The organism is Streptomyces sp. NEAU-174 (assembly GCF_052665095.1).
The window spans coordinates 207,443-226,066 of record NZ_JBQTCE010000006.1; the positions used below are offsets into that span (position 1 = coordinate 207,443).

Annotated in this window: 13 protein-coding genes and 3 pseudogenes; 11 read left to right on the forward strand and 5 right to left on the reverse strand. The window is 69.8% G+C overall.

What is annotated here, in order from left to right; translation table 11 throughout:
• Positions 1 to 2 precede the first annotated feature (2 nt).
• A complete protein-coding gene (locus ACT2CW_RS19315) occupies positions 3 to 992 on the reverse strand; it encodes an SDR family NAD(P)-dependent oxidoreductase (RefSeq protein WP_445517524.1) in 990 nt (329 codons plus the stop codon).
• Between the two features lie 73 nt (positions 993 to 1,065).
• Between ACT2CW_RS19315 and ACT2CW_RS19320 the strand changes: the two genes are divergently transcribed.
• Positions 1,066 to 1,998, forward strand: coding sequence for an AraC family transcriptional regulator (locus ACT2CW_RS19320; RefSeq protein WP_445517525.1), 933 nt, complete (start codon positions 1,066 to 1,068; stop codon positions 1,996 to 1,998).
• Here ACT2CW_RS19320 and ACT2CW_RS19325 read toward each other — a convergent pair.
• Positions 1,988 to 3,331, reverse strand: a complete 1,344-nt coding sequence (locus tag ACT2CW_RS19325; RefSeq protein ID WP_445517526.1) for a cytochrome P450 — start codon at positions 3,329 to 3,331, stop codon at positions 1,988 to 1,990. The genes ACT2CW_RS19320 and ACT2CW_RS19325 overlap by 11 nt on opposite strands.
• Positions 3,332 to 3,479: 148 nt before the next feature.
• On the opposite strand from ACT2CW_RS19325, the gene ACT2CW_RS19330 reads away from it, so the two are divergent.
• Positions 3,480 to 4,772, forward strand: a complete 1,293-nt coding sequence (locus ACT2CW_RS19330; protein ID WP_445517527.1) for an 8-amino-7-oxononanoate synthase — start codon at positions 3,480 to 3,482, stop codon at positions 4,770 to 4,772.
• A gap of 207 nt (positions 4,773 to 4,979) precedes the next feature.
• Entirely contained in the window at positions 4,980 to 5,579 is a 600-nt protein-coding gene (locus tag ACT2CW_RS19335) for an ALF repeat-containing protein (protein WP_445517528.1), read from the forward strand.
• Between the two features lie 312 nt (positions 5,580 to 5,891).
• Here the strand turns inward: ACT2CW_RS19335 and ACT2CW_RS19340 are convergent.
• Positions 5,892 to 7,294, reverse strand: a pseudogene (locus ACT2CW_RS19340) (IS1380 family transposase).
• Positions 7,295 to 8,007: 713 nt separating this feature from the next.
• Between ACT2CW_RS19340 and ACT2CW_RS19345 the strand changes: the two are divergent.
• Together ACT2CW_RS19345 and ACT2CW_RS19350 are read left to right on the forward strand one after the other, a co-directional pair.
• On the forward strand, positions 8,008 to 9,033 hold the full coding sequence (locus tag ACT2CW_RS19345) for an alpha/beta fold hydrolase (RefSeq protein WP_445517529.1): 1,026 nt from the start codon (positions 8,008 to 8,010) through the stop codon (positions 9,031 to 9,033).
• A gap of 73 nt (positions 9,034 to 9,106) precedes the next feature.
• Positions 9,107 to 9,487 (forward strand): nuclear transport factor 2 family protein, encoded by a 381-nt coding sequence (locus tag ACT2CW_RS19350; RefSeq protein ID WP_164437397.1) that lies wholly within the window; start codon positions 9,107 to 9,109, stop codon positions 9,485 to 9,487.
• A 46-nt stretch (positions 9,488 to 9,533) separates the two neighbouring features.
• On the opposite strand, the pseudogene ACT2CW_RS19355 reads toward ACT2CW_RS19350, so the two are convergent.
• Both ACT2CW_RS19355 and ACT2CW_RS19360 read right to left on the reverse strand, forming a co-directional pair.
• Positions 9,534 to 9,801 (reverse strand): annotated as a pseudogene (locus tag ACT2CW_RS19355) (IS1380 family transposase); the annotation flags it as partial.
• Positions 9,802 to 10,136: 335 nt separating this feature from the next.
• Positions 10,137 to 10,544: pseudogene (locus ACT2CW_RS19360) on the reverse strand (CobW C-terminal domain-containing protein); the annotation flags it as partial.
• Positions 10,545 to 10,651: 107 nt separating this feature from the next.
• On the opposite strand from ACT2CW_RS19360, the gene rpsN reads away from it, so the two are divergent.
• From rpsN to ACT2CW_RS19390, 6 genes are all read left to right on the forward strand, one after another.
• On the forward strand, positions 10,652 to 10,927 hold the full coding sequence (gene rpsN, locus ACT2CW_RS19365; protein WP_445517739.1) for a 30S ribosomal protein S14: 276 nt from the start codon (positions 10,652 to 10,654) through the stop codon (positions 10,925 to 10,927).
• A 235-nt stretch (positions 10,928 to 11,162) separates the two neighbouring features.
• Positions 11,163 to 13,643, forward strand: a complete 2,481-nt coding sequence (locus tag ACT2CW_RS19370) for an MFS transporter (RefSeq protein WP_445517530.1) — start codon at positions 11,163 to 11,165, stop codon at positions 13,641 to 13,643.
• A 104-nt stretch (positions 13,644 to 13,747) separates the two neighbouring features.
• Complete coding sequence (locus ACT2CW_RS19375; protein WP_445517531.1) at positions 13,748 to 14,722, forward strand: Lrp/AsnC family transcriptional regulator; 975 nt, start codon at positions 13,748 to 13,750, stop codon at positions 14,720 to 14,722.
• 810 nt (positions 14,723 to 15,532) lie between these two features.
• Positions 15,533 to 16,810, forward strand: a complete 1,278-nt coding sequence (locus ACT2CW_RS19380; RefSeq protein ID WP_445517532.1) for a cation:proton antiporter — start codon at positions 15,533 to 15,535, stop codon at positions 16,808 to 16,810.
• A complete protein-coding gene (locus ACT2CW_RS19385; RefSeq protein WP_445517533.1) occupies positions 16,797 to 17,267 on the forward strand; it encodes a CBS domain-containing protein in 471 nt (156 codons plus the stop codon). Before ACT2CW_RS19380 ends, ACT2CW_RS19385 begins: the two co-directional genes overlap by 14 nt.
• Positions 17,264 to 18,562, forward strand: coding sequence for an ArsB/NhaD family transporter (locus ACT2CW_RS19390; protein ID WP_445517534.1), 1,299 nt, complete (start codon positions 17,264 to 17,266; stop codon positions 18,560 to 18,562). Before ACT2CW_RS19385 ends, ACT2CW_RS19390 begins: the two co-directional genes overlap by 4 nt.
• Positions 18,563 to 18,624 lie beyond the last annotated feature (62 nt).

Genomic DNA, 18,624 nt, shown 5'->3' on the forward strand with positions numbered 1-18,624 from the left:
ACTCATCCCTTGATCAGTTCCTCGCTCATCTCCCAGAGCCGCCGGGCGGACCGCGGGTCGATGGCGTGTGGCACGACATCGGCGGGAGGGTCCTGGTCGATGCCGAAGGCGATGGGGGCCGGGTCCTCGTCCAGCGGTGAGATGTCGTTGTCCTTGAGGTAGACACCGCCGATCCCGTCGAGCAGTGGACTGGCCGCCGCGAACACGATGGTGCTCGCCCCCTGTTGTGGGTTCTTGATCCCGCGGTCGGGGTCGACGACCGGCCGGCCGGAGTCGTCGAGCAGTCCCATGGCCCTCTGCTGCTCCTCGCCGACCGAGTCGTTCAGTTTCGTGCCGACGACGATGCCCGGGTGCACGGCGTAGCCGCGGATACGGTCCGGGGACCAGCGGCGGTCCAGCTCGACGGCGAACAGCACATTGGCCGTCTTGGACTGGCCGTAGGCGAGGTGGCCGTCATAGCCCGTGGTGAAGTGCGGATCGTCCCAGCGGATGTCGGAGAGCCGGTGGCCACCGGATGACACGTTGACGACCCGGGCACCGTGAGCGGCGCGCAGCGCGGGCAGCAGGCCCAGGGTCAGCTGGAAGTGGCCCAAGTGATTGGTAGCGAACTGCGGCTCGTAGCCGCGTGCGTCGCGCACCAGGCCGTCGGGGAGCGGCAGACCGGCGTTGTTGACCAGGATGTGGAGCGGACGGCCGGAGTCGAGGTACCGGGCCGCGAAGGCGTCGATCGAGGCCGGGTCGAGCAGGTCGAGCCGACCGACCTCGACGCTCTCGATCCCGGCCAGCGCGGCCGCGGCGCGGTCCGGGTGGCGCGAGCCGACGGTGACGGCCGCGCCGGCCGCGCTGAGTGCCCGGGTGGTCTCCAGGCCGAGTCCGGCGTGGCCGGCGGTGATGACGGCGTGGGTGCCGGACAGGTCGATGCCCGCGAGCACCTCGGCGGCCGTGGAGGCCGCGGTGAAGCCGGACCCGAGGGGGTGTTGTGTGTGATGCATGGGTCCACTCTCGGGTGTGTCCCTCGTACGTTGAATACTTGCCCGTTCGGGGTTTTTGCTCGATCGTACGGATATGGCCGACGACCAGCTGTCCGAAGTGTTCGACCACATCGAGATCCGGGGGCTGATGTCGAGCGGCTTCGCGGCCCGGGACCACTGGGTGGCGCGCGGCACCCTCGACCATCCCCTGAAGTTCATCGCGGTGGCGCGCGGCCGTGCCTGGCTGACCACCGACAGCACCGGGAGCCCCATCGCCCTCGACACGGGCGACGTCGCCCTCCTGAACAATCAGGCCTGGCTGGAGCTCCGGGGAGGCGCCGGTGACGGGCCGCCCCGCGACATCGATGTGACCACGGCGAGCTACACCTCCCTCCGCGAGGACGACGCGGACCACACCGGGGCCGATGTGATCCTCGGCGGCCACGTCGCCCTCAACCCGGTGGGCCGGACCCTGCTGCTCCAGGCGCTTCCGCCGGTGGGGCATGTCCGGGCGTCCCCCGCCGCGACCCATCTGCGAGACAGGCTGGACCAGCTCCTCGACGAGCTGACCGGCGACCGCGTCGGCTCCGCGTTCGCCATCCGGCAGCACGGCCAGCTTCTGCTGCTCGACATGTTGCGCGCCTACGTCGACCAGGCCGAGCTCCCCTCGGGGTGGCTGCGGGCGCTGACCGACGACCGTCTGCATGCGGCGCTCGGCCTCATGCACGCCGAACCGGCGAAGCCCTGGCGGCTGGAGACGCTGGCGAGGGCCTCGGCGATGTCACGGACGTCCTTCGCCACCCACTTCCGGACCGTGGCGGGCATGCCGCCGCTCACCTATCTCAACCGCTGGCGGATGCTGCTGGCGCAGCGCGCCCTGCGCGACGGTGACGACCCCATTGGGTCGCTGGCATCCGCCCTGGGGTACACCTCCGTGAGCGCCTTCAGCTCCGCGTTCAAACGGGAGGTGGGAGAGTCACCGCTGCGCTACCGGCACCGGCTGCGTGACGAGAAGCTCACCCGTTGAAAGGCGACTCGGCCACGGCCACGCGCAGAGGCGCCCGGAAGGACAGCAGTCCGAGCATCGGTGGGCCCTCCGCGCCTGCCACGAGGCGCGCCTTCGGCAGGCCACGAGCCGCTGCCCGCAGGGCCACCGCGGCTTCCGTTCGCGCCAACGACGCTCCTGGGCAGCGGTGGCGACCGGTGCCGAAGGCCAGGTGGTGGCGGACGTTGGCCCGGTGTGGACACATCCGTTCCGGGTCGGTGAAGACCTCCGGGTCCGAGCCGCTGCCCATGAGCATCAACAGCAGCTGTGCCCCAGCGGGCAGCCTTACCCCGCCCAGTTCCACCGGTCGCGCTACCACCCTGCGCCAGGTGGTCACCGGTGGCTCGCGCCGCAGCACCTCCTCCACCCAGGCGCCGGCCGCTTCCTCCTCCTGTGCCAGGCGCGGCCACAGTCCGGGCTCGCTCAGCGCACGGCGCAGTACGGTGGCGATGAGCTGTCCGGTGGTCGACTGGCCCGCGATGAAGACGAAGAAGCAGGCGGCGACCGCGGTCTGGGGGTCCAGCGGTGCTCCGTCGGGCAGCCGGTGCCGGGCGAGTGCTCCGATGAAGGAGTCGGCGGTGGCCTTGCCGGTGCGCACGGTCGTGGTCAGCCATTGATGGAACTCACCGGCCAGTTCCGCCAGTTCGAGCTGTCGGTCCGGTGTGGGCCTGCCCCAGAACAGCTCCAGCGAGGCGTCGCTCCAGCGGATCAGCGTGGCCGGATCGACGTCGTGGACGCCCAGCAGCTCCATCAGTACCCGGCAGGGAAGGACGTGCGCGAAGGAGGTGAACAGGTCGTATTCGCCGTCGGCGTCGATCCGCGCCCGCGCCGTGCCGAGCAGTTCCGCGGCCAGGCGCTCGATCACCGGTACGGCTTCCGCGACACGCCGTGCGTTGAAGAACCGGGTGGTGACCCGGCGCAGCCCGGGGTGGCTGTCGGTGCCGTTGTTGGCGAGCGCCGGCGGGAGCTGGAAGCCGGCCCGGGCGAGCACCCGCAGCACGGCCACGGGCAGCGGGGTGACCGCGTGCTGGGCGTTGTCCGGTCGGAAGGTGGCGGGGTCGAGCAGCACCCGGCGGATGTCCTGGTGGCGGCTGACCAGCCACAGACCGGTGCCCGCGTCATGGTGCACGGGCGCCTGGGACCGCAGCAGGTCCAACCAGGGGTAGGGGTCGCGGACGAAGCCGTCGCCGAACAGGTCCAGACCGTCCAGCGGACCGCCCGCGCCGGGCGGGAGGGGCCCCGCCACTCCGCTTCCGGGTCCGCCGTCGCGGACCTCCGTACCAGGTGCGGAGGTGTCCAGAGCCGGTATGCGCACGGACGGACGCTAACACGTGGCCGCCCCGGCACCGCCGCCCTTGTGCTCGGCATCACTCGGACGCACGGCGGCCACCCCGGTCCACCCCACCGGCCGCCCTCTCCCCCACCCGCCGACCGGCCACCGGGCGCGTGTCAGAGTACCGGTCATGGCCCAGCACCCCGTCCAGCCGACCACACCCGCCCCGGCCTCGGGCGATCGGTCCGTCCCCGCACCGGATGCCACCGCGCCTTCCCCGAGCCGGGACGATCCGCATCGCGCCCGCCCGGGACATGCCGCCCCCGCCCCGGCGGCGGTCTTCGACTGGATCGACCGGCGCACCGAGTTGCGCCGCCGCGCCGGGCTGACCCGTCACCTGCGCCCGCGACCGGCCGACGAGCCGGTACTGGATCTGGCGGGCAACGACTACCTGGGCCTGGTCCGCCACCCGCGCGTGGTGCGGGCGGCCACGGAAGCGGTGGCGCGCTGGGGCGGCGGTGCCACCGGTTCGCGCCTGGTCACCGGCACCACGCAGCTGCACCAGGAACTCGAGGAGGAACTCGCGGACTTCTGCGGCTTCGAGGCCGCGCTGGTCTTCTCCTCCGGATACGCGGCCAATCTGGCCGCCCTCACGGCTCTGACGGGGCCGGGCACACTCATCGTCTTCGACGCCTACAACCACGCCTCCCTGGTCGACGGCTGCCGACTCTCCCGGGCGAAGGTCACGCAGGTGCCGCACCGTGAGCCGGACGCGGTGCGTACCGCGCTCACCGGGCACGGCGGTGGTCGTGCCCTGGTGGTGACCGACTCGGTCTTCTCGGTGGACGGCGACGCCGCGCCGCTGACGGAGCTGGCCCAGGCATGCCGTGCGCATGGCGCCGCGCTGCTGGTGGATGACGCGCACGGCCTCGGAGTGGTCGGCGACGGGGGCAGCGGCGCGCTGTCCGCCGCCGGTCTGGCCGGCTCCCCGGACGTAGTGGCCACCGTGACCCTGTCGAAGTCCCTGGGGTCCCAGGGCGGGGCGGTACTGGGCCCCCGTAGGGTCATCCGGCACCTCACGGAGACCGCCCGCACCTTCATCTTCGACACCGGGCTCGCCCCGGCGAGCGTGGGCGCGGCCCTGGGCGCGCTGCGGCTGTTGCGCGAGGAGCCGGAGCGCGCCGCACGAGCCCGGGAGGTGGCCCGGCGGCTGTCGACGGGCCTGGCGGCCGCCGGGCTGGACGCGAGCGTGCCGGACGCCGCGGTGGTGTCCGTACGAGCGCCCTCACCGGAAGCCGCCGTGACATGGGCGCGGGCGTGCCGGGAGGCGGGCGTGGCGGTGGGCTGCTTCCGCCCGCCCTCCACACCCGACCGCCACTCCCGGCTACGACTCACCGCACGCGGCGACCTCACCGACGACCAGATCGAGCAAGCCGTGACGGTGGTCGCCCGTTGTGCCCCGCGCAGCGGCACGGACACCTGACGCACCAACGCCACCAGTCCCGGGGGCGGCTGGGCGGGCGGGCGCGAGGTGGCGCCTCTCCAGGAAGTCGGGTGCGGCTTGGGCCAGGCTCCAATTGGTGATCATTCCGGCCGCTCTTTTCCGGATTAACCGATTCCTCATGCGATTTCGGCGTGCATGGGTGATCATCTGCGTACCTGAAGTCCGCGAACACGGAGGCATATACACATGAGACCGACGCGTGCCGTTCTGCTCGTCGTGGCCACCGCCCTGACCCCGGCCCTCCTCTTCACCGCCCCGGCGTTTGCCAACGGTTCGGCGGACACGGTGACCACCACCGTGGCGACCGTGTCCGACACACCCGTGGACGAGATGTCGGAGGACGAACTGCGTGCAGCGATCGCCGCCATCCTGGCGGACGAGAACAGCGGCCGAGGGGTCGTCCGAGAGGCCAATGAGGCTCTCAACGGCACCGTGGATGATATGCGCGCCTTCCTCAAGACCGGCTACCGACTGGCCCAGGCCGAGGACGACCGGGTGGCCATCGCCCGCATCCTCTACGCAGCGAGGCAGAACAACGACAAGCGAGTCATCGAGGAGGCCAACAAGCTCCTCGACAACAACTCCCCGGAGGAGATGCGCGCCTGGCTGGAGACCGGCTACCGACTGGCCCAAGCCGAGGACGACGCCGTCTACATAGCCCGCATGCTCGCGGATCCGAACATCAGTGACGCCCTGCGCGCCGCAGCCAACGCCGCCCTCGACGACGGCTCCCCGGAAGCCCTGCGCTATTTCCGTGAGGTGGGGCAGTACGAGGTGGACGGCTAGGCCAAGCGGGGGCGCCGCCGCCCGGCCCGTCCCGCGGTAATCCGGTCACTGATCTCGACGCCGCCGCGGGAGCCGCCAAACCGGCGATCAGCGCTGCTGGAACAGTGGCGTGTCGGCCAGGGAAGTGCCCTCGACTTCTGCCTTCGAGTCACCTAACCTCCCCGTTTCGCTTCGCGTGGCTGAGTTGGTCGGATCGTGGTGAAGCGGTGGTTTCGGTTGCTCGTGGCCGGGTGGGCATAGCTGGGGCCCGACGCGCGGGTCGGGTTCTCCAGGGTTCCTCGGGTCGTGGGTGGTCAGGGGCGGTGCCGCGGTTCAGATGGCCGGCCGTGGCAGGGCCGTGAGGCGGGCGAATGCGCTGGTCAGATCGTTTCGCCAGGGCCAGGTTGCGGAGATCCGCAGGTGCAGGCGGCGACCGCCGCGGGTGATGCGGGCAGCTGCGTGCAGCAGCCGGTAGCGGAGCTTCTTCGGCTCGGCGGTGGCCAGTTCGCCTTCCAGCAGCAGAGCGCGCATCCAGGCGAGCAGGTCGAGGGCGGTCAGAGCCAGCTCCAGCCAGGCGGTGTTGATGGTGAAGTGTCGCGAGGGAAAGCGGCCGAAGCCGGTGGTCTTGCCGCAGCGAATGCGGTCTTCGACGCGGGCGTGCGCCCGGTGGCGTACTTCCAGGTGCTGCAACGAGCCTCGCCGTAGGGGGTGTCGGTGAGGAAGACCTGGTGGCGCATGCCTTCGTCGAGGTCGAACAGGGACAGTTGGGCGCCGGGATGCGGGTGCTCACGCCGCACGATGATCCGCGTGCCGTCGGGGTGGCCGTCCAGGTCCACAAGGCCGGTCAGCTCGGCGACCTCCGCGCCGGTGCGCAAGGAGCCGTCCTGCTCCGGCGCGGGATGCCAGACGTGCTCGGCCAGGGTGCGGATCGCGCGGCGGACCGGTTCGGTGACGGAATGACCGACCGAGAAGAACGTGTGGATGCCGCGCGAGCGCAAGCTGCGCAGGTGGGTCAGGAATGCCTTCGCGCCTCCGGCGCTGTCGGTGCGGATGAGGATGTCGGTGCCGTGGCGGTGGGCGTCGGGGATCTGGGCCAGGGCCTGCTCGAGGACAGCGATGTGATCGGCGGCGGTGTTGGCCCCGGCGTTGCCCGGCCGCAGCACTCCGGCCAGGGCTTCTCCGGTGTTGTCCAGGAAGCACAGCAGCGGGTGGTAGCCGAAGCCGCGTTTATAGGTGGCCGCCGCCTGCTCCTTCTCGGAGTGACAGGTGACGAGTGTGGCGTCGATGTCCAGGACCAGGCCCGCAAGGTCGCGTCCGCCCGCGTGGGCCGTGGGTATCCCAGGGCCGGTGTCGGCAGCCTGCATCCAGGCGACTTCGCGGGCGGCGGCGCGGGCCGCCCGCAGTGCCGCGAGGGCGGCAGGATCGATTCCGGCCAGCAGCCGCCAGGCGGTCGGAGTGGAGGCCACCGGACCGAACACCTCGGCCTGATCGCGTAGTAGAGCCAGGTCCGTGATGGCCTCGCCGCCGTCGGCGAGCATCACCGCCAGATCCACCGCGATCCTGCCCGGGACGTGCCCGGTACCGCGTGGACGCAGCCGACGCAGCGCGGCAGTGAAGGATGCGGTCAGGCCGGTGGCATCGGCGAGATCGGCCAGCAGGCGGGACCCAGCGTGGTTGACCACCCCGCGCCCGTCGGCCGAGACCACGAGCCTGGGGCGCGACCCGGTAGTGTGCATGCAGAAAGTGCCTTCCTGCTGGAACGACGACCTTAGACAAGCCTCATCGTCCCAGCTCAGAAGGCACTTTCGCGTTTCCGCTCAAGATCCGGACACCGTGGCAACTGAAACGCGCAGGCTAGGTCCGGGCACTGGCCGTCCAGAAAAGCTCGATCTGGAAGCCGATGATGGCGTGCACGATCCAGCGCCTGAGCCGAAGCGATGTTAGGTGTGGGAGCCGCTGCCGCGGGAGTGGCACGCCTTGTCGGTGCGAAGTTGATCTTCGTGGTCAGTCCGCTGCGGGACCGGCCGATGGCATGGTCGTTCAGCTCGCCGGCCGGGCCCCTTCTTTGCGGGCCCCGATCGCGTGCTGGCGAGCTCGCACGACCTTGGAGTCCGTAGGAGAGTGGATGGGGGAGGCCTAGGCGGATCTCGCCGGGAAACGGATGGGTCTGCCTGGGTGGGCCGGAGGTAAGAACTTGCTCCTCTCGGGCGCTTATCTACGAAGAGATCCATAGAGATCGGAACACGCTCTGATTGTAGTGGGGTACCGGTCGGCGGCCAACTCCAGTCGTCAGATGAACAGGCAGCGGACGGAAGAAGCAAGGTCCGGCGGTACTTTTCTATTCAGCCTGTTCCGGGCGTGGAAAGTGAAATGAGCGAGTGGGTAACGCTACATCGCACTCGCGTGCCTAGTGGCGCATAACGAGATACCGACTCCAGGCAGGAAAGCAATGGACATCGGAACAGGAAAGCCAAACAGGCGCCGTTCGCTTATCGCGGCTTTGATGGCCCTCCTCGTAGTTTCCGTGACTTTGAGCTCCGGGGCGTGGGGTGAGAATCCCGATCACGGCCCCGTAGCGGTGCAGTCACCTACGCCTTACCCGCAATCTGTGCCACCCGCTGGTTTTCAGTCCAAGTATGCGGAAGTGAACGGCTTTCGTATGCACTACATGCAGGGGGGCAAAGGTTCACCTGTGGTGATGATCCACGGGTTCCCCCAGTCTTGGGCCGAGTGGCGGCAGCAGATGGTTCCGCTCTCCAAGACGCACACTGTGATCGCCGTCGACCTCCGTGGCACTGGCAACTCTCAGGTCACTAAGAGTGGTTATCAGGCTGCACAGTTGGCCAGGGACGTGCATCAGCTGCTGAAGCAGCTGAAGCTCGACAACGGCGTTCAGGTAGTCGCCCACGACATTGGTGTGTGGGTCGCCTACGCCTACGCTGCACAATGGCGCCCAGAGGTGCGACGTATGGCCGTGATGGAAGCTCCCATCCCGGATGACAGCATCTACAGCTACCCCGTTCTCAACGCGGACCCGAAAAAGCCCGCAGCCTGGCACTTCGGCCTGTTCCAGTTGCCTCTCGCCGAACACCTCATCGCTGGTCACGAGCGCGTCTTGGTCGAGGACATGATCACCGAGTACTTGGCGGGCAACAAGTCGCCGTTCACAGCCTCGGACTATGACTTCTACGCCCACTATCTGAAGGAGCCCGGTCGCACGACAGCCTGGATGAACGTATACCGTCAACTCCGGACGAACGTGCAGCAGAACAAGGAGTTCCTGGCCCAGGGCAAACTGAAGATGCCGATCCTCGCCATCGGCGGCGAGGATTCCTTCGGCCGAATAGTTCCCGACCAATGGCATGACTACGCCGTGAACGTTCAGGGGCGTGTCCTGAAGAATTCTGGCCACTTCGTAACTGAGGAAAAGCCGCAGGAAGTAACGGCCATGCTGCAGTCCTTCCTGCAAAAGTAGCGTTCACCTCAAAGGCCGAAACGGCACCCCACCTTGCAGGCAGCGCCGAACCGTACAGGGAAGGTACAAGAAAATGAGCACCACCGAACAGTCCGCCGAAGATCTGGCCATCCTCGAGCAGCTCAACAATGACTACATCCACTCCGACCAGTTCAACGATGTCAAGCGCTTCAGCGAGTTTCTTGCCGAAGACTTCATCGTGCAGACTCCGGGTGTCACCCGCGACCGTGCCGATTTCCTCGAATACATCGCTAAGCCGCGGCCCTTCAAGGATCTCGCTGTGCACGACGTCAAGATCCGTATCCTCAGTGACGTTGCTCTGATCCACGGTCGCGCAACTTACACCCTGCTCGCCAATGGAGTGGACCAGGAAGCTCTGTACACGGACACGTATCAGAAGCGTAATGGCACCTGGGTCTGCGTCTCGGCCTGTGCGATCGCTCCGGGCACCTGACCGATCACGCGCGCGAGGCTGGTGGTCGCAAGGCAACCCCGCCCCTCGGTAGAGAGCAGTCGCCAGGCCGTCGGTGTCGAGGCGACCGAGCCGAACACGTCGGCCTGGTCCCGCAGCACGGCCAGGTCCGCGATGGCCTCACCGCCGTCGGCGAGCATCACCGCCAGGTCGGTGGCGATCCGTCCCGGATCATGTCCGGTCCCGCGAGGCCGCAGCGGCCTGAGAGCGGTGGAGTACGCGGCGGTCAGACCTGTGGCCTCGGCAAGATCCGCCAGCAACCGTGCACCGGCATGCCCGACGACCCCCGAACCATCGGCACTGACATAGACCCTGGGGCCACCCGATACCCTTCACGCAGAAAGTGCCCTCCGCCTGGACCGACAGAACCCCTGAGCAAGGTTCATCGTCCCAGGTCAGGAAGGCACTTTCGCGTTTCCCGCCTCGCCAGCCGCCAAACCCAAGCGAAACGGCGAGGCTAACGCAGGCCCCGAGCCGAAACTGACCTCACGGCGGTCGGCAAGGATGCGCAGAAGTGGCTCGATATTGCCCGCGTTCTCCTCTGACTGGGCAAGCAGCCAGGCCGCCCGCCTGTGCGAGAGCTCACTCGGCGGGCGGCCACCCGGCTTCGAGACGGTGCTCGACGCGCGCTTCACATCGCGGGATCGAGCAGTTCGTCGACGGCATGGGAGAGGTGCTTCCAGCCGCCCGGGCCCGCCGCGTACTCGGCGTCGGTGAGCAGACACGAGTCGAGCAGTGCGAGCAGGTTGTCGCGGTCGAGGCCGGGTGAGGTGAAGGTGAGGTGCTGGCAGCGGTCGCCGTGGTCGGGGTGCCAGTCGAGGGCGGCGGCGACCCGACGCGCGGCCGGCACCATCTCCCAGGCGGCGTCCGGCAGCGCGGCCAGCCACGGTCCGGCCGACTCCACGCACAGGGCCCCGCCCGCCGCGTCCCACGACAGCAAGGTGTCGGGCCGGTCGGCCAGCCAGAAGCGGCCGCGGCTACGGGCGGCGGCGCAGGTCAGATCCTCGAGCGCGGCGTGGAGACGGCCCGGGTGGAAGGGGCCGCCCGGGGTGAGTTGGGTGAGCAGCACATGGTCGCCGACGTCAGCGCGCCGGTTCGACCCCAATATCCAGCGCAAGCGCTACTGGCCGCCGGGCGAGGGCCGCCATATCCGGCTCACCCTCAGGGGCCCGCTACGCCAAACGCCGCGCCGAACTGAAGGCGGTCATCGCCGACCCCAGGACCCCGGCGGAGGAACGGCTCGACGCCCAGCGGGAACTGCGCCGCCGGCCCCGCGACGCCAGCGCCACCCGCGTACGCAACCGCGACTCCATCGACGGCCGCCCCCGCGGCCATCTCCGCGCCTTCGGCCTGTCCCGCATCCGGCTCCGCGAGATGGCCCACGCGGGGGAGCTCCCCGGAGTGACCAAGAGCAGCTGGTGACCGCCCGCCGGGCCCGACGGCTCAGCCCTCCGGGTCCGGTGCCACCGCACGCGACGACGGCGCCACGGCGGCACCGCGGCGGGCCAGGTGCACCGTACAGGTGTCGGAAAACCTTCGCAGCGGGCGCCTCGATGTCGGTTCTCCGAGCTCTGCCGGCTGTGGCTGGCTCCTGGGCGGGGCTGGCTGGAAAGTGATCGCCGTGTCGGCGACCCGCCGCACTGAATGGGGAGTATTTGTGAACGTCGGAACAACTGCGAACGGGGCACGGCAGAGGCCGAAAGCCACGCTCGTCATGGCCTGCGTCGGGGTGTTCGTCGCCTATCTGCCGGTCACCAGCGTCTCGGTGAGTCTTCCCGCCATCCAACGGGCCCTGCACGCGTCGACATCTCAGCTGTCGTGGATCACCGATGCGTTCGTCCTGCCCATGGCGGCCCTCATCCTGAGCGCCGGTGTCTTCGGAGACGTACACGGCCGCAAGAAGGTCTTCCAGGCGGGCTTGGCGTTCGCCGTCGTCGGAGCCGCCGTCGCCCTGAGCGCGCAGTCGGTCCAGGTGCTGTGGGCCGGGCAGGCGCTGGCCGGGCTGGGCGCGGCCGCGCTGCTGCCCACCACGCTGGCGCTGATCAGCCACGCGGTGCCCGATCCGCACCAGCGCGCGAAGTTCGTCGGGCTGTGGGCGGCGGCCCTCATGACGGCACTGGCCGTCGGCCCCCTGATGGCGGGGGTCATCCTCGACCACGCCGCCTGGCGCTGGATCTACCTGCCGACCATACCCGTGGCCGTCCTCACCATGCTGATCGCGGCGCCGCTGGTGGCCGACTCCCGGGCGCCCGGCTCCCGCCGGCTGGACTGGCCCGGGCAGATCACCGCCGCGTTGGCGATCACCTCGCTCGTCTACGGCGTGATCGAAGGCGGCGCCGACTCCTTCTCCGAGCCCCGGGTGATCGTCGCGCTTTCGCTCGCGGCCGTCAGCGCCCTCGCCTTCATCCTGGCCGAACGGCGCAGTGCCAGCCCGATGCTGGACCTGACGCTCTTCCGCAGCCCGGCATTCAGCGCCACGACGCTGATCGCGATGATCAGCTTCCTGGGGCTGATCGGTTTCTTCTTCGTCCTCAGCCTCTACTTCGGCATGGTGCAGCGGCTCGACACCCTCGACGCGGGCTACCGGATGCTGGCGGTATCGGCGGTGTGCCTGCTCGTCGGGGTGGTGGTCGGGCCGTTGATGCGCCGGGTCTCGGCGCGCGTCCTGATCACCACCGGACTGTTGCTCACCGCGGGGGCCCTGGTATCCCTGACCGCGCTCGACTCGCACACGCCGTTCGGTGCGCTGGCCTGGCGACTGGCTCTTCTGGGCCTCGGTCTGGGCCTGGTCGTCACGCCCATGACCGCCACCGCCGTCGCCTCCGTGCCGCACCGCCTGGCCGGTATGGCGGCGGCGGGCAACAACGCCTTCCGGCAGGTGGGCGGCGCACTCGGCCCGGCCGTTCTGGGCGTGCTGCTGACCACCAGGACCGCCGACACCCTCCCCGGCCATCTTCGGACCGCCGGCGTCGACGGCGCGACCGCGCAGCGAATCACCGCGGCCGTGGAGGCCGGCGGGCTGGGGACGGTGGCCCGGATGGACCTGGGAGCGGACACCGGCCGCGCCCTGGGCGCCTTGTCCGCGGCCTTCCTCGACGGCCTTCACCTGTGCCTGATCGTGGCCGCGGCCCTCGCGCTGCTCGCCGCCATCGTCGGGGCGGTGCTGCTGCGCACCCCGCGGGCCTCGGTCCCGGCGGCACCCGAGGCGGCGAAACCGTCGCCCGCGGTGGAGCCGGAGCCGGTAGCGGTGGAGCCCGAGCCGGTATTGGTCGGCGCAGCCGCCGCGCACGGTCCGGCGCGGGCCTCACTCCGGCAGCCGGGCGGAAGCGACTCCGTGAGCGACAAGGCCGCCGCCTCGGCCGAGACCGGTCCCGGACCACTTCTGCACGGCCGGGTCCGTGACGCCGCCGGCGAGGGGATGGCGGGCGCCACGCTCACACTGATCTCGACGGCTGGGCGTCAGGTCGGCCGGACGGTGGCCCACAGCGCCGGCCGCTACGAGCTGACCGCCCCGGCGGCGGGGTCGTACGTACTGATCACCGCGGCGGATGGCCACCAGCCCCAGGCGACCACGGTGGTGCTGCACGAGGAGCCGCTGCTCCATGACGTGGTGCTGACCGGGGCCGGCGGGCTCGTCGGCAACGTGGTCTCGGCCGGTGACGGGGTGCCTGTGGAGGAGGCCGTGGTCATGGTCACGGACGTTCGCGGCGACGTACTGGCCAGCGGCACGACCGACGCCTCCGGCGGGTTCGGCTTCGGTGAGCTGCCCGTCGGCGACCACACCCTCGCGGTGAACGCCCCCGGGTTCCGGCCCGTCGCCCTCCCGGTTCAGCTGTCCGGCTCCGGAGTCACCACGCTGGAGGTGCCACTGCGGCCGGGCGCGCGGCTGCGGGGCGTGGTGCGAGCGGGAGCCGGCCGCCGGGCCCTCACCGACGCGCGGGTGACGCTGGTGGACGCGGCCGGAAACGTGGTGGGCACCACGACCACCGGCTCCGACGGCGCCTACTCCTTCACCGACCTGGACGCGGGCAGCTACTCGCTGATCACCGCCGGATACCCGCCCGTGGCCACCACGGTCACCCTGCACGGCCAAGGCATCGACAACGTCCACCTGGAGCTGGCTCACCCGGACAACTGAGAAGAACTGAGAAGACCCGACGGTCACCGGTCACGCAGGAGCACCCTCTGGACGGATCATTTCACTGACATCCGCACATCCGCCCCGAACAGCAGGAGAAACCAGTGCAGTCCCAAGCGCCCGATCCACTCGACCTGAAGCTGCTGCAAGCACTCCAGCTCGACGGTCGGGCGCCGTTCAACCGGATCGCGCATGCCCTGGGGGTCTCCGACCAGACCGTCGCCCGCCGCTTCCGTCGGCTGGGCGCCACTGTACAGCTGCGCGTGCTCGGCATCACCGACGAAAGCCGCCTCGGCCGCAGCACCTGGCTCCTTCGCCTGCGCTGCACGCCGGACGCCGCCGAACAGCTGGCGGGCGCCCTCGCCCGGCGCCCGGACACCTCCTACGTCAGCGTGATCTCGGGCGGCACGGAGGTGATGTGCGCGATGAAGCCACGCACCCGGCAGGCCCGGGACGAACTCCTTCTCGACCGCCTCCAGCGCACCCCCCGCGTCACCTCGGTCAGCGCCCACTGCCTGCTGCACCACTTCTACGGAGGCCCCGTCGGCTGGCTGAGCAAGATCAACGCCCTCAGCCCCGGCGAACAGGCGGCCCTCAGCCCGCCACCCACCGAACCGGCCACCGCCCCCGTCGTCCTGGAGGACGCCGACGAAGCGCTGCTCGCCATCCTCAGCCGCGACGGCCGGGCCCCGCTCACCGAACTCCAGGCGAGCACCGGCCTGCCGGAATCCGCGGTCAAACGGCGCCTGGACCGCCTGCGCTCCTCCGGAGTCCTCTACCTGGACGTACAGTTCGACCACGAGCACCTCGGCAACGACGTCGTCGCCATGCTCTGGCTCACCGTCGCCCCGGCCGCCCTCGCCGACGTCGGCCACGCCCTCGCGACCCATCCCGAAGTGCGCTTCGCGGCAGCCACCACCGGCCAGGCCAACATCGTCGCCGCCACGCTCCATGCCGACGCCGGCGGCCTGTACACCTATCTGAGCAACAAGATCGGAGCGCTCGACGGAGTCCACTCCATCGAGACCGCCCTCACCTTGCGCGAGGTCAAGCAACTCACGTACGAACCCGGCCGCTGACTCCAACCACACCACTGGGTGGCGTAGGCGAAGAACACGCCGGCCGACTGGCCGTTCCCGATGCGCCCTGCGGTGCCACATCCTCGCGGACCGCGAATCGGCTCGCGATACGGGCCATGACCTGGTCGAGCATCGCCTCCCCGGAGAGGCCGAGATCCGCTCGCCCAGCGCGTCGAGTTCTGGCGAATCCGCCGCTTCTCCCCGCAACAAGCAGGCCGAGGTCCGTCCCTGGGCCGCACGTCGAGCTGGTCTTCCTGCCTACGGCTCCTGGCTGAACTGGATCGAGTCCGAGTTCGCCGCGCTGCGCTGCTTCGCTCTCAATGGCATAGACCAGCAAACGCACGACGAGCAGAACGCCGCCACCGCCGCCCACATCCGCTGGTAGAACGCCGGCGTACCGCCTTCCGCACCATCAGCACACCCGCCGCACCGGCCACCACCGCGAGCACGACGGTGACCGGTCCGAGCAGGCGCTCTGGCCACCGGGCTCGGGGCCGTCTTCGGTCGACGTGTCGTCGTCCTGGCCGCGACCGCCGTGACCGGAAGGGGTGACCGCATGAGCAGCGCGGCACGAGAGGCGCCCCCGACGCGGATCGGGCTGCGCCATGCACGATGACGAGCGCGAGCGCCGGCAACACCCTGGCCGCTCCGCTCGGGGTGCAGGGCGGCTCTGCCACGGTCCGATACGGCCCGGGATCAAGATTCCATAGTGAACGCGTCAGGATCATGTAAGGTGCCTGGCGGAGTGCCGGGAAGTCTGGTCGGCGAACAGGGGATCACTCTCTTTGCCGATCGGGGGCGGAACAACCCATGGTGCTCATCGCTGTTTTCGGCGTCGCGCTCCTCATCGCGGTGCTGGTCTCGGGCCTGGCGGCCCGCTCCGTACTCTCCACCTCGCTGCTCTTCCTCGTCGCGGGCGCGCTCGTCGGTGACGGGGCCTTTGGCCTGATCCACATCACAGCGAACAGCCCGATCGTCTCGGTCACGGCCGATCTCGCGCTGTTCGCAGTGCTGTTCACCGACGGCATGCACGTCTCGTTCCCCGCCCTGCGCGGCGCCTGGCGGAATCCGGCGCGCGCCCTCGGGCTCGGGATGCCGCTGGCGTTCGTGGGGATGGCGCTGATCACCCATTTCCTGGCCGGTCTGGACTGGACGACGTCCTTCCTGGTCGGGGCCGTGCTGGCGCCGACCGACCCGGTGTTCGCGTCGGCGATCGTGGGCCGTAAGGAGGTCCCGGCGCGGCTGCGGCAGCTGCTGAACGTGGAGAGCGGGATCAACGACGGGCTGGCGCTGCCGGTCGTGCTGGTGCTGATCGCGACGGCCGGGCCGGCCTCGGATGCGGCGGAGGCGTCGCTGTCGAAGATCGCCCTGGAGCTGGTCGGCGGTCTGGCGCTGGGCATCGTGCTGCCGCTGGCCGTGAACGGGCTCGTACGGTTCCGGCTGCTGGGTGCGGAGCCGAAGCTCCAGCCGCTGCTGCCGCTGGCGGCCGGGGTGATCCTCTACGCGACGTGCCACCTCACCCACGCCAACCCGTATCTGGCGGCCTTCTCCGCGGGCGCGGTGCTCGCCTCGGTGTCGCCGGAGTCCAGGCACGCCTTCGAACCGCTGGGGGAGGCGCTGGCGGAGCTGAGCAAGTTCGCGGCGCTGCTCGTGTTCGGGGCGCTGCTGACGCCGCGCCTGTTCGGTGACCTGTCGGCCGGCGGATATGTCGCCGTGGTGCTGGCGATCGTTCTGGTCCGGCCTGCGTCGCTGCTGATCTCGCTGATCGGCACGCGTTTCGACCGGCGGGAGAAGCTGGCGGCGGCCTGGTTCGGCCCGAAGGGCTTCGCCTCCGTCGTCTACGGGCTGCTGGTGGTGCAGTCCGGCATTCCGCAGGGCCAGGAGGCATACACCCTGATCGCGGTGTGCATCGCCTTCTCCATCGCCGCCCACAGCAGTACGGATGTGCCCGTTGCCCGCCTCTTCGATGTCGAGGACCTCGTCGGCATACCGGATGACGACGATGACGATGAGCACAAGGGGAAACGGACTGCGGTGGCCGCGGAGCCCGCGGCCCGGACGGAGGAGGACGGCAATGCGCGCACGTGATCTGGCGGTGGAATATCCGTCGGTGCGTCTGGACAGCGATGCGCTGGACGCGGCCCGGCTGCTGGCCGAGCAGCGGCTGCCCGGGGTGCTGGTGATGGACGACGGAGCGGAGCCCTATGCCGTGCTGCCCGGGTCGGCTCTGGTCAAGCTGCTCGTGCCCGGCTACGTGATCGAAGACCCCACGCTCGCGGCGGTGGTCGACGAGCCGCACGCGGACCGGCTGTGCCAGGCGCTGGCGGGACGACGGGTGGCCGACTGCCTGCCCCGGGAACGTCACAAGCCGCCGGTCGCGGACCCGGATGACACCGCGCTGGAGGTCGCGGCGCTCATGGCACGCGAACGCAGCCCGCTGATCGCGGTGGTGGAACGGGATGAGCGAGGGAAGCGCGGCGGCTCCCGGCTGCTCGGCGTGATCACCGCCGCGCATCTGCTGGAACGTCTTCTTGGGGTGACATGAGCGACTGGCACAGCTGGGCGGCGATCGCGATCTTCGTGATCGCGTACGTGGCGATCATCAGCGAGCACGTGCACCGCACGGCCGCCGCCCTGGCCGGGGCGGCGGCCATGCTCACGATCAGAGCCACCGACGACAAGGCCGCCTTCTTCGACGAACGCTCCGGGATCGACTGGAACGTCGTCTTCCTGCTGCTCGGCATGATGGCGATCGTCGGGGTGCTGCGGCAGACGGGCCTGTTCGAGTATCTGGCGATCTGGGCGGTCAAACGCGCCCGCGGCAAGCCCTTCCGCGTGATGACGATGCTGATAGTGATCACCGCGTCCGCCTCCGCGCTGCTGGACAACGTCACCACCGTGCTACTGGTCGCGCCTGTCACCCTGCTGGTGTGCGAGCGCCTCTCGCTGCCCGCGGCGCCGTTCCTGATCGCCGAGGTGATGGCGTCCAACATCGGCGGCACCGCGACGCTCGTCGGTGACCCGCCGAACATCATCATCGCCAGCCGGGGCGGGCTGACCTTCAATGACTTCCTGGTCCACCTGGCACCCATCGCCGCAGTTCTCACCGCCGTTCTGGTGGTGCTGTGCCGGGTGATGTTCCGCAAGGCACTGGTGTACGACGAGGAACGTGCCGCCGACGTGATGGCGCTGGAAGAACACGAGGCCATTCGCGACCACCGGCTGCTGTACCAGGGCCTGGGGGTTCTGGCCCTGGTCGTCTTCGGGTTCGTGGCACATCCGGTGCTGCACTACGCGCCGAGCGTGGTCGCCCTGCTCGGCGCCGGGATACTCATCGCCATTTCGAAGGTGGAGACCGGCGAGGCGCTGAAGGAGGTCGAGTGGCCGACCCTCGCCTTTTTCGCCGGGCTGTTCATCATGGTCGGAGCGCTCATCGAGACCGGCGTCATCGGGGAGGTCTCCCGCGCCCTGGCGGATGCCACCGGTGGCAGTGAACTGGGCGCGACGATGCTGCTGGTGTTCGGCTCGGCCGTGCTGTCCGGCGTCGTCGACAACATCCCGTACGTCGCCACCATGGCCCCCATCACCGCCGACCTGACGCACGGCTTCGGCGGCGACGGCGCCCATGTACTGTGGTGGGCCCTGGCCTTGGGCGCCGACCTCGGCGGCAATGCCACGGCCATCGGCGCCTCCGCCAACGTTGTCGTTCTGGGCATCGCCGAACGCAACCAGCAGCCCATCTCCTTCTGGCAGTTCACCAAATACGGGCTGCTCGTCACCGCGGTCACGGTCACCATCGCCGCGGGATACCTGTGGTTGCGGTACTTCGCCCTCGGCTGACCCCCGACATCACCGACCGACGGGGTCTCCACCATCATGTCTTCCTCACCTCAAGGGCCGTC

What these genes read in the sequence shown, in the direction of transcription:
- ACT2CW_RS19330 (WP_445517527.1), top strand. Translation starts at nt 3,480, where the DNA reads ATGGCCCAGCACCCCGTCCAGCCGACCACACCCGCCCCGGCCTCGGGC.
- ACT2CW_RS19390 (WP_445517534.1), top strand. Translation starts at nt 17,264, where the DNA reads ATGAGCGACTGGCACAGCTGGGCGGCGATCGCGATCTTCGTGATCGCG.
- ACT2CW_RS19380 (WP_445517532.1), top strand. Translation starts at nt 15,533, where the DNA reads ATGGTGCTCATCGCTGTTTTCGGCGTCGCGCTCCTCATCGCGGTGCTG.
- ACT2CW_RS19335 (WP_445517528.1), top strand. Translation starts at nt 4,980, where the DNA reads ATGAGACCGACGCGTGCCGTTCTGCTCGTCGTGGCCACCGCCCTGACC.
- ACT2CW_RS19385 (WP_445517533.1), top strand. Translation starts at nt 16,797, where the DNA reads ATGCGCGCACGTGATCTGGCGGTGGAATATCCGTCGGTGCGTCTGGAC.
- ACT2CW_RS19315 (WP_445517524.1), bottom strand. Translation starts at nt 992, where the DNA reads ATGCATCACACACAACACCCCCTCGGGTCCGGCTTCACCGCGGCCTCC.
- ACT2CW_RS19350 (WP_164437397.1), top strand. Translation starts at nt 9,107, where the DNA reads ATGAGCACCACCGAACAGTCCGCCGAAGATCTGGCCATCCTCGAGCAG.
- ACT2CW_RS19320 (WP_445517525.1), top strand. Translation starts at nt 1,066, where the DNA reads ATGGCCGACGACCAGCTGTCCGAAGTGTTCGACCACATCGAGATCCGG.
- ACT2CW_RS19345 (WP_445517529.1), top strand. Translation starts at nt 8,008, where the DNA reads ATGGACATCGGAACAGGAAAGCCAAACAGGCGCCGTTCGCTTATCGCG.